Below are 9,885 nucleotides of genomic sequence, written 5' to 3' on the forward strand. Positions count from 1 at the left end.
AAATGGCTCTCGCTTTTTTGCGTTTGATATACCCTGGCCAAGGCCGAATCCGAGGAGAACGGTTGTGGATTTACCGCACGCCGTCGATGACGCTAATGAGAAGGCATTGGTCGTCGCGGACGCCGCCCTGCGCGTAGGCCTCCACGCCGGCGATGAGGCTGGCGGCGATGGCGGCGGCGTCGTCCGTGGGCGCATCGGCGAGGAGGGTTTTGACGCCCGCAAGTCCGAGCAGCTCGGTGCGGCGGGAGCCGACTTCCGTCAGACCGTCCGTGAAGATCGCCAGCGTGTCGCCGTGCGCCACCGGAAGAGAGACTTCTCGGAAATCGGCGCGTGACTGGGCGCCCAGCACCGGCCCGGTCGGCGCCAACTCCTCAATCGCTCCGTCGGCCGCCCGGCGCAGCAGTCCCGGTTCTTGGCCGCAGTTGACATAGGTGAAGAGGCGCGCGCCGGCGTCGTACTGCCCCACGAACAGCGTTGCGAATCCCGCCAGCAGGTTGTAGTCGGCGATAGTGTCGTTGAGAGCCGAGATGGCGCTAGCCGTCGTGGCGCTATTGTACAGGGAGAAGCGAAGCATGTTTCGGACGGTCGCGACCTGCGAGGCGGCGGCGAGACCTTTGCCGGAAAGATCGCCAACCACCATGTACGTCACGCCCTTGTCAGCGGTAAATACGTCATAAAAGTCGCCGCCGATCTCCGCCTCGCTGAGGGCGGGCCGGTAATGGTCGGCCAGGATCAGTCCGGGGATGGCGGTGGGCAACTCCGGCTGCAGCGCGGCCTGGAGCTGTGTGGCGATGGCGTGCTCGCGCTGCTGAATGCGCCCCGCCTCGATCGCCGTGCCGATGTGGCTGACTACCATCTCTTGAAATTCGTAATAATCAGCGTCCATCTCGTGCCTTGGGTTGATCCCCAGCACCACGAAGCCACGCTGCGATCCGTCTCCGTCGACTGCGATCGGCTGGATCAGCGCAGAGCGGGGTGGCTCCGGCCAGCGCGGCGTGGGCAGCGCTTCAAACCGTGCGGTCAGGTCCTCCACGATGAATGGCCCGTTTGCGGCCAGGGCGAGTGGCCAGCTGTCGGGAACGTCGGAACGCAGATCGATCGTGCGCGGAGCGACCGGCGAATTCGGAGTCGCCCAGGCCGATCCGGCGAGGCGGGCGGCATAGTTGTTGTCCATCAGATACACGAGCGCGAAGGGAATATCGGAGGGATTGTCGGTGAGCACCTTGAGACTGGCCTCGACGGCGTCCTGCGCCGACGCGGCGTGGACGGTCATCTCCCGCAGGGTCCGATGGCGGCGCGCGGTCAGGACTTCGGCCGTAGTCTCGCGGCAGGCGCAAAAAATCCCGCCCACGCCGCCGGTTTCATCGCGCAAAGGACCGTAGGAGAAGGTGAAGTACGTCTCCTCAATTTCGTCATTGCGGGTGACCATCAGCGGATAGTTTTCGGAGAAGGTGGCGATGCCTGTTTCCCGAACGCCGTCCAGCATGGGACCGATCTCATCCCAGATTTCGAACCAGCATTCCTGGCCCGGTCGCCCTAAAAACTGCGGATGCTTGCCCGACCCAAGGATCGGCCGATAGGCGTCGTTGTAGAACCTGACGTACTGCGGACCCCACCAAATTTCAATCGGATGTCCCGACCCCAGGCAGATACTGACCGCCGTGCGCAGGCTTTGCGGCCAATCGCAGACCGGGCCGACGGGAGTCGTGGACCAATCCAGGGCGCGCATACGTGCGCCCATTTCTCCACCGCCGGCGAGGCAGTCGTATCCATCTTGGTCATTAGTTATGGATCGTGTCAAAATATTTCCAGCGCCGTTCATCAGAAACTGCCTTCGGCCTTGCCAACTTCCGTCAGCACACGGAGAATAATCACTTGATTATTCCGTATCATTACCCGCCTTTCTTTATTATTATACTTGTGCGCGTCAAATCGCCTCACTCTGCTTGGGTCTTAACATTAATATTTGGTTACAGTTTCTGATGCGGTTTTTATGCGGCTCTCTGGATGTCCCGGACTTCTTCCGAGCTTAAAAGCTGAAACTGTCCGACGATGGCGCGCAGGCCGCCGGCCATGACGGTGAGCTCCCCGGCGGCGTCGCTGACGTCGCCGACCATACGCGCTTGATTTTGCGCCATCGCGGCCATTCTTTGCGCGCCGTCCGAGACCTGCTCGGCCGCGCTCGCCATGGTCGCCACGGAGCGGCGGCCGTCTTCGCCGATGCGCCGCGCGTCGGCGACGGTGTCCGACACGGAGCCCAGAGATCCCGCCATTTCCTCGGCGGCGCCGCAGACAAGCTGGATGTCCCGGGCGACGCCGTTCGACGTTTCCACGATCCGCCGCAGGGCGTCCGCCGTCTCGCGGCCCTGATCGGCGCCCGCGCTCACCTCTCGCGTGCTGGTCTCCATTGCGGCGACGGCTTCATTCACCTCGATCTGTATGCCCCCGATCCGGTCGGCGATTTCTTTTGCCGCCGCTGACGACCGTTCCGCCAGTTTCCGCACCTCTTCGGCCACCACCGTGAAGCCGCGTCCTGCTTCTCCGGCGCGCGCCGCTTCGATAGACGCATTCAAAGCAAGCAGGTTGGTTTGCGCCGCGATCTGTTCGATCGTCTCGACAATCTGGCCGATCTCATGGCTCTTAACGCCAAGCGCCCCCACGGTCTTTGCCGACGCCTCGACTTGCTGCTGGATCAGCGCCAGCCGTTCGATGGTCTCGGAGACCGCCTTGCCACCATCGCCGGCGATCTCCGCCGCCTGCCGCGCCGTCCGAGCGACTTGTTCTGATGAGCGCGCCGCTTCGGCGGCGGCCGCCGCCGAGCTTTGCATTCCCTTGTCCGCCTGCTCCGTGGAGGCCGCCTGGCGTTCCGCCCCCTCAGCCAGGGTCTGGCAGGCATCCGCCGATTGATCCGCCGCCGCCGCGACATCCTGCACCGTCTGCGCAATCTCCTGCACCACTCCGGTCGCCTGCGCCGTGGCCTGAGACACAAACTCGCTGCGCGCGGCGACGTCGTCCGCACTGGAGGAGACCTGCCCGATCAGCGTTCGCAGGCTGGAGACCATCTTCGCAAAGGCGCGTCCCAGGGAGTCGCCTTCGGATTTGGGAGTGATATTGCCGCGCAGGTCTCCGGAGGCGATCGCGGTCGCCACGCATGTCATGTCCTGCTGGTACTGGATCAGCCGCCGAAACGCGGCGGCAAGATCGCCGATCTCGTCCTTGCGGCGATAAGCGATCTCCCGGTCGATTTTGCCGTCCGCCAGATCGTTCGCGACGGCGCCGATCTCCGTGAGCGGCCGTGAAATGCCGCGCGCAAAGATCCCGCTGAGCGCGCCGCCCAGCGCCGCGATCAGCAGGGCGACGATGAGAAAGACCTGGAGCATGGATGCGCGTCCCGCCTCCAGCTGCGCGTCGAAGCCGTTGAAGTCGTCTTCATAAGCCGTCACGCAGATGACCCAGTCCCAGGGCGCGTAGTAGGCGATGCGGGAGACCTTGCGCCGCGCATCCTGCGCTTTGCCGTCGCTCCACCAATAGCGCTCCGTCGCGAGTTGCTCCGGCTGAAGGGTGCGCGCCTTGCCGAGGATCGATGCGATATAAGCGTTTCCGTGAGCGTCTTTTTCTCCGGAGACATCCGCGCCGTCCTGAAGCCCCCCCTGCGAGATCAGATAATGGCCTTCCTGCTGTCCCTTGGCGCCGAGCACGGTGATGCCGCCGGTCTTTCCGACCTTCGTGCTCATGATGGCCTGGCGGATTTCTGGGACGCTTTCCTGCTTTTCGCCGACATACAAAACGCCGACCACTTCGCCCTTGGCGTTTTTGATCGGCTCGTAGCCCGAGATGTACCAGGCGTTGACGACAAAGGCGTTGCCCCGGAACGTCTCCCCCTGCAGGACCTTCGCCAGCACGGGGTTAGCCTTGCCGTCCGGGTTGACCACGGGGATAAATGTCCCCACCGCGCGGGCGCCTGCCTTGGTATGTACATTGGTGGCGACGCGCAGCATGTCGCCCTTGGCGTTCATACGCTGGAAGATCGTGACGGCGGCGCCGGTCAGAGTGGAGATTTCGTCCACGATCGGAGTCTGGACGTCGATGTTCTTGTTCTGGCCCAGCCAGGTTCCGCCGACCGACATCCTGGGCAGCGTGACCACCTGCTTTTCCTTGCTGAGCTGATTGACCGCCTCCCATTGGACCTTGCCGCCGGTGAACGCCACGGCGCCGTGGTGGTTGAGCACGTATTGGGCCGTCAGACCGTCTTTGGAAACCCGCTGCTGGATCGCCTTGTCATGGGTCTCCACAAGGTTGTAAACGCCGGCGGCGATGTGGTCCAGATCGGCGTCGGTGAGTTTCGCCGCTTCTTTCGCGGCTTTCCCGCTGAACACGCCGCTTTGCCACGCTCCGGTGGCGACGAGGGAAAGAGCGCTGACGACAATGCCGCCAACGCTCATTAGCATAAGTTTCTTACCAATATTCAACGAAGCGATCTCCGATTTACTGTGTTTAGGATGGATTTTATTCGTCGCTCCGCGCGACTTGAGAAGTTGCGGTCCGTGGACACTGCGTATTCGGCGCGGAACCGAGAGAGAGTGTGCAGACACGGGCGGACGATTTGGAAGGAAGACGAACGACATGCGCTTCCCGGTTATAAGCGTCCGTAGTGAGACGCAGCCCGGCCTCGGCCTCGGCCTGCTTGCCCTCGGCCCAGAATGGGTTGAGCGGCGACTGCGGGGCCGGGGCGTGGATTGAGAAGGCGACATTGGCGGCGACAAATCCCGCGCTGCTCCAGCGGTCTTTGTCCGCCCAGGCGATGTAGTAGGAAACCACGCTCTGGTTTTCGTCCCACTGGTATTGATGGGTGAAGAGGACGCCGCGATGCGTGGGTGTCTCAAAGGGCCGTCCGGTGAAGTAGCCGGCGTAAGCGCGCGGCGCGGCGGAATCGGCGGGAGCGCCGCTGTCGCCCATGGCGCGCAGCGATCGGGTCAGCAGCATCCGGGCCGCATCGTCCGCGCCTTGTTCGTCGTTCTCGCCATGCGCCGGGACGGCGACCGCCGCCAGCCCCCATTCCGCTCCCATCGCTCCGTCCGCGCTGCGCAGCCGGACATTCGTCCCTGCGCCGCTCGCCGCCAGCGTCCAGCCCATAGGGGCCGTCGCCGAGACGCCCGCGTTTTGCACAGCGCACAGATCCACCGCGTTTGTGGGAGCCCCTGCGGCGTCCGCCGATCGCGCCAGCACGGCGAGGCAGACGCAGACGAACGCGGCGGCGCGTATGCGCCGCCAATCAAAAGTCGGCAGTTTGGATGTCATTACGGCGCCTCCCAATGTGAACGCGAAAATCGTTATCTGGATTCACTATCGGACCGGAGTCGATTGAACACGAGGGAAAGGTTGGGGCGGGGGAGAAAAACCGGTATGTTGGCGGGGAAATGCAGGAAGCGAGCATCTCTCAATGATATTAACGACACAAGGCCCCGGCGGGTTACCGCCAGGGCCTCATGATTGAGAGATAGAATGGTGAGCCGCTTCGTTACATGGGGCCAGGCATTCCCATTCCGGGCGCTCCTACGCCGGCTCCGGGGGCGCTGGCTTTGTAACCCGCCGGGATTTTGAAGGTCGTCGCCGGCAGCGCCGCGTTGGAAATGGATTTGACGGTGGTGGTGACGGTCAGCGGTCCGGTCGGACTGTTGGGAACTGCGATGACTGTCAGGAGCGGGAAGCCCTTGATCTTTCGCAGCTCGGCCTGCAGCACAGCGCCCGGTCCAGCCGTCGGCAGTGTCGGCGTTTGCGCAATGTCCGCCGCGACCCAAACATCGCCATGAATGGGAGTGCCGGCCATGGAGCCCGAGTTGGCTGTGATCGTCATTTTGTAATGATGCGCGGTATGGCCAAGGAGCTTCTTCGAATCGTGGGCGTCCACGATGCTCGCCTTGACGCCGGACGCTCCCTTCATCGCTGCGGGATCGAATGGACGCGTCGTATAAGTGTGGCTGTCGCGATCGAGCGACGTCACGGTTTTGGCGATCGGGTCCATCAGGACTGCGGAGCCGTTGGTGTCGGCGCGGACCTTTTTACCGCTGACGTAAACGGTGGAAATCATCGAAGTTCCCATGCCGTACTTGCCCATGGCGGCCTTCTGCTCGGGGGACATCTGCGCCATCATCGTGCGCAGCTGTGGTCCGTCCACCGAGGTGGCGGCGACGATCTTCTGATCGGCGCGCGCGATTGGCGCAAGAAGAGAAACGCCCGCGACGGCGATCAGCGCGGAGCGGAAATGATTGGAGCGAAACTGCATGAGAACAATCCTCTTTTTCTAGTGCGGTCTGACAATGTATGCTATATGAGACGATATTACGGGGCAAAAAGTTACATGGAAGCGAAACATAGAATCGATTCATGACATCCACTGGCGCAATACGGCGCGAACAGTGCTATATGAGTGATACCCAATAAATCCCATGGGTGTTTTTCTGATTTGTACTGGATCGGCTTTACTGGTGGCGCGACAAAAGCAGCCATCCGCCTTCTCTGGGAAATCCCTTGATTTCTTTAAAATCCATGGATTTGAGCTGATAACTCCAGAAGATGATCACGTCGTTCTTCATTCGAGCGCGTTTGAGTTCTGGAAATCGACTGTCGAGGTTGATATCGCCTGACAATGTTTCTCCCGGTTTGATGGTTGTGATTGCCGGTCCCGGATCATCAATCATCAGGTTCTTGGGTAATGTCCAGCCATCCACGACCGAGACAACCGCAGTAAGAATTATATTGCCACGATGCTTCCATGGAACCATAAACTCAGACATTTTGATGGCGCCTGAGCTGTTATTGTAAAGTGTCACGTGGATAGCATTTTTGTTCGGAACTGTTGTCACCATGACGACTGGTTTTGCTGAAGACTTTTTCGGCGTGGAAGCCTTGATAGTTTTTATTGGATCTGCGGCGATTGGGCTCCAGGATTGAGCCCCCAAAGCGCAGCACAGGAGAACACAACTGTTGATGGCTGCTCTGCTGAAATGCGACATGGTTAGTCTTCCTCTGTTCGATCACTCTAGGCTGCTTGCTTAGTTTACTTCAATTGATGGGGAATACCTGCATCTGCGGTGTGGAAGAACGGCAAACAAAAGCCCCGGCCTTCCTCTCATTGGTTTGAGGAAGGCCGGGGCGAGGCGCTGATCATCGGAGATTGAGCGATTTTTGGTAATTACCGCGTGCTGAAGGTCACCGCGAACTGGTCGCTGCCGGTTCCGGCGGACATGCCGGGGTTTGCGCCGCAGTCATCCACGGCGGGGGAGCCGCCCTGGTTGCAGTCTTCCGCGAGAGCGACCGAGCCGCCGGAAACCGATGAGCCTTTGTACCATTTGACGTGGCCGTCCGCCATCATGTAATTCGAGCCATCCGTATGCCGCCCCGTCTTCGCCGCGAAGCCAACGCCATTGGAGTCGCTGACAGACGCCGAGCAGTCGAGCCCGCCCAGACATCCGGTCGTCATGTGCCCACCCGGGTAGTTGCCGACGGAGAATGGGTAAATCGATCCATCGGTCGGTCCGTTTGTGACTGAGGAAACGACGTTATTAGCCCCATTGAGTTCCTGAACATCCGTAATCGGACCGTAGATGCCCGTAACTTCACACAGCAGGACTGTTTTCGACGGGGAGGCGAGAGACGACAGCGCCTGCCCAGTGCGCGGATCGTTCGGATCGCCACTGCCGTCGGTTCTCAGAAAGTTGAGGTTACCGGCATAGGAGACCGGATAGGAGACAACATCCCCATTTGCCACCGACATCGTCGTATCGTCCGCGCACTTGAAAACACCGGTGCTTTTGACATAGGGATAGATTGTGCCGGCCCAGCCCTGGCCTAAATTGCCTGCCGATCCCGTTGGATAGTTGTCATCGTTGTCCTGGTTATATTGCATCACGCCAAGACTGATCTGCCTCATGTTTGACGCGCAGGAAATCTGGCGCGCCTTCCCGCGAACCTTCGCGAAGACCGGGAAAAGAATTGCCGCCAGTACTGAGATGATTGCAATGACAACAAGGAGTTCAATCAGCGTGAATGCGGAGCGCTTGCTCTGATCGGCCGCAGCGATTTGAGACATTTAGGATCCTACCTTTGAAAGATGTTTACGAGCAGAAATTGCTCTTACATAGCCATTGTAGGGATTCAATGCTCGTTAGCTCACGCCATTTATACGTGGTATTCAAAAAATCAATCGATGATAATCATCGCAATTTTACTTTGCGTGGGCTGGGATGACGCTCATCGGAAACGATCTTACCGGCGGCTTCCAGCAGATCGGTCAGGTAAGCGACCTCCGCCTCAAGCCGATATTCGGTATGACGGAGCGCCCATTGCTTCGCCAAGCCGACGTATTCACGCGCGCCCTCATTGACCCGTTTGGTTTCCGCCAGCAGGGTCCGCACCTGGGTCAAACGCTCGGTCAAGATTGGCGGCAATGTTTCCAAAGCGTCAGAATCCAGACGCGTCAGTGCGAGGTCGAACGGATCATATTTGAACCAGACGTCGCTCAGCCCCTCACGGCGAAGCGCCGCGAGTGCGGCGCCGCCTTCCTCCGTAATCTCATAAAGCTGACGCGTCGGCCGGTTTCCTTCGCGCTCCTGGCCCGCCTCCCGCAGCAGTCCTTCGGCGGCGAGCCGCTTCATCGCCCCGTAGACCGCGCCGACGGTAATGTCGGTCCACAGGTGCACGTGGTTTTGCTCCGCCACAAGCCGGAGACGGTGGCCATGCATCGGACCGAGTTCGGCGAAGGAAGAAAGAATAAATAATCGAATGGATGACATAATACTTTCGCGAGAGTATTTGGGTATACTCTCCTCAATTACTCTTGTGAGAGCAACGAAAGATAGTATACCTGAGTGACGGCGTTGCCCGGATATACTCTTGTAAGAATAATCAGATAAAAGTATTTTGGATAAACGAGTCAGGAGAACACCACCATGTATTTCATATCAGGAATCACCGGGCATGTCGGAGGAGCGGCCGCGCGTCGGCTGCTGGAAGAGGGACATGCAGTGCGCACCTTGGCGCGAGACCCGCAGAAGGCCGCCGACTGGTCGGCGAAGGGCGTGGATGTGCGGCAGGGAGATTTCAATGACCCCGCGTCCGTCGCGGCGGCCCTGGAAGGAGTTGAAGGCGCCTTTCTGATGATCCCGCCGCTTCTCGTTCCGTCGCCGGGCTTTCCGGAAGCGAAGTCCGTGATCGCCAGCTTCGTGGAGGCTCTGCGACTGGCGCCCCCGCCTCGGCTCGTGCTGCTGTCCTCGGTCGGCTCGGAGCAAGAGAGCGGCCTTGGAAACATCACTTCAACCCATCTGATGGAAGAAGCGCTGGGCGACCTTCCGTTTCCGACCGCCATAGTCCGGGCTGGCGGTTTTCTGGAGAACTATACGGGCGGTCTCGCGTCGTCGGCGTCCACCGGTGTGTTTTACAGCTTCTTTCAGCCGGTGGACCGCGCGTTTCCAACGATCGCCACGGCGGACATTGGAAACGAAATCGCCAAGCTGCTGGTCAGCGGGTGGGAGGGAAAGAAGATCGTGGAGCTCGGCTCCCCGGTCAGCCCGAACGATCTCGCCCGTGCAATGAGTGATGTGCTCGGGCGACCTGTCCAAGCACAGGCGGTCCCGCGCGAGCAGTGGGCGGTCAGTTTGGAGGCGTTCGGCATGGCGCCCGGATCGACTGGTCTTTACGAGGAAACGGTGGAGGGGTGCAACTCGGGATGGATCGACTTCGGGACGCCCGGCGCCGAGCCTATCCCTGGTTCTGTCACACCCGTCGAGGTCTTCGCGAAGGCGTGGGCTGCGCAAAAGGGGGCCGAATAAAATGGCCCCTCCGCATTAGGATTAGAACGGCCCCTCCGCCCCAATTCTGGGGGACCAG

8 protein-coding genes are annotated in these 9,885 nt (G+C 60.5%); 1 reads left to right on the plus strand and 7 read right to left on the minus strand.

Going from position 1 to position 9,885, the window contains the following annotated elements:
• Positions 1-70: 70 nt before the first annotated feature.
• The 7 genes from ABIZ35_RS28090 to ABIZ35_RS28120 all read right to left on the minus strand — a co-directional run bounded on the left by ABIZ35_RS28090 (position 71) and on the right by ABIZ35_RS28120 (position 8,792).
• Entirely contained in the window at positions 71-1,801 is a 1,731-nt protein-coding gene (locus tag ABIZ35_RS28090) for a PP2C family protein-serine/threonine phosphatase (protein ID WP_348223259.1), read from the minus strand.
• 190 nt (positions 1,802-1,991) lie between these two features.
• A complete protein-coding gene (locus tag ABIZ35_RS28095; protein ID WP_348223260.1) occupies positions 1,992-4,442 on the minus strand; it encodes a Cache 3/Cache 2 fusion domain-containing protein in 2,451 nt (816 codons plus the stop codon).
• Positions 4,443-4,506: 64 nt separating this feature from the next.
• Positions 4,507-5,298, minus strand: a complete 792-nt coding sequence (locus ABIZ35_RS28100; protein WP_348223261.1) for a hypothetical protein — start codon at positions 5,296-5,298, stop codon at positions 4,507-4,509.
• Positions 5,299-5,518: 220 nt separating this feature from the next.
• On the minus strand, positions 5,519-6,283 hold the full coding sequence (locus ABIZ35_RS28105; protein ID WP_348223262.1) for a DUF4412 domain-containing protein: 765 nt from the start codon (positions 6,281-6,283) through the stop codon (positions 5,519-5,521).
• A 196-nt stretch (positions 6,284-6,479) separates the two neighbouring features.
• Positions 6,480-7,013 (minus strand): hypothetical protein, encoded by a 534-nt coding sequence (locus ABIZ35_RS28110; protein WP_348223263.1) that lies wholly within the window; start codon positions 7,011-7,013, stop codon positions 6,480-6,482.
• A 179-nt stretch (positions 7,014-7,192) separates the two neighbouring features.
• Positions 7,193-8,089, minus strand: coding sequence for a type II secretion system protein (locus ABIZ35_RS28115; protein WP_348223264.1), 897 nt, complete (start codon positions 8,087-8,089; stop codon positions 7,193-7,195).
• Between the two features lie 124 nt (positions 8,090-8,213).
• A complete protein-coding gene (locus ABIZ35_RS28120; protein ID WP_348223265.1) occupies positions 8,214-8,792 on the minus strand; it encodes a PadR family transcriptional regulator in 579 nt (192 codons plus the stop codon).
• A gap of 156 nt (positions 8,793-8,948) precedes the next feature.
• On the opposite strand from ABIZ35_RS28120, the gene ABIZ35_RS28125 reads away from it, so the two are divergent.
• Positions 8,949-9,827 (plus strand): NmrA family NAD(P)-binding protein, encoded by an 879-nt coding sequence (locus ABIZ35_RS28125; RefSeq protein ID WP_348223266.1) that lies wholly within the window; start codon positions 8,949-8,951, stop codon positions 9,825-9,827.
• Positions 9,828-9,885: the final 58 nt, after the last annotated feature.

Source organism: Capsulimonas sp. (assembly GCF_039929585.1).
GTDB lineage: Bacteria > Armatimonadota > Armatimonadia > Armatimonadales > Capsulimonadaceae > Capsulimonas.

Bases quoted from the DNA above. Each gene is read 5' to 3' on its own strand.
- ABIZ35_RS28095 (WP_348223260.1), bottom strand. From the start codon at position 4,442: ATGAGCGTTGGCGGCATTGTCGTCAGCGCTCTTTCCCTCGTCGCCACC.
- ABIZ35_RS28100 (WP_348223261.1), bottom strand. From the start codon at position 5,298: ATGACATCCAAACTGCCGACTTTTGATTGGCGGCGCATACGCGCCGCC.
- ABIZ35_RS28105 (WP_348223262.1), bottom strand. From the start codon at position 6,283: ATGCAGTTTCGCTCCAATCATTTCCGCTCCGCGCTGATCGCCGTCGCG.
- ABIZ35_RS28110 (WP_348223263.1), bottom strand. From the start codon at position 7,013: ATGTCGCATTTCAGCAGAGCAGCCATCAACAGTTGTGTTCTCCTGTGC.
- ABIZ35_RS28115 (WP_348223264.1), bottom strand. From the start codon at position 8,089: ATGTCTCAAATCGCTGCGGCCGATCAGAGCAAGCGCTCCGCATTCACG.
- ABIZ35_RS28120 (WP_348223265.1), bottom strand. From the start codon at position 8,792: ATGTCATCCATTCGATTATTTATTCTTTCTTCCTTCGCCGAACTCGGT.
- ABIZ35_RS28125 (WP_348223266.1), top strand. From the start codon at position 8,949: ATGTATTTCATATCAGGAATCACCGGGCATGTCGGAGGAGCGGCCGCG.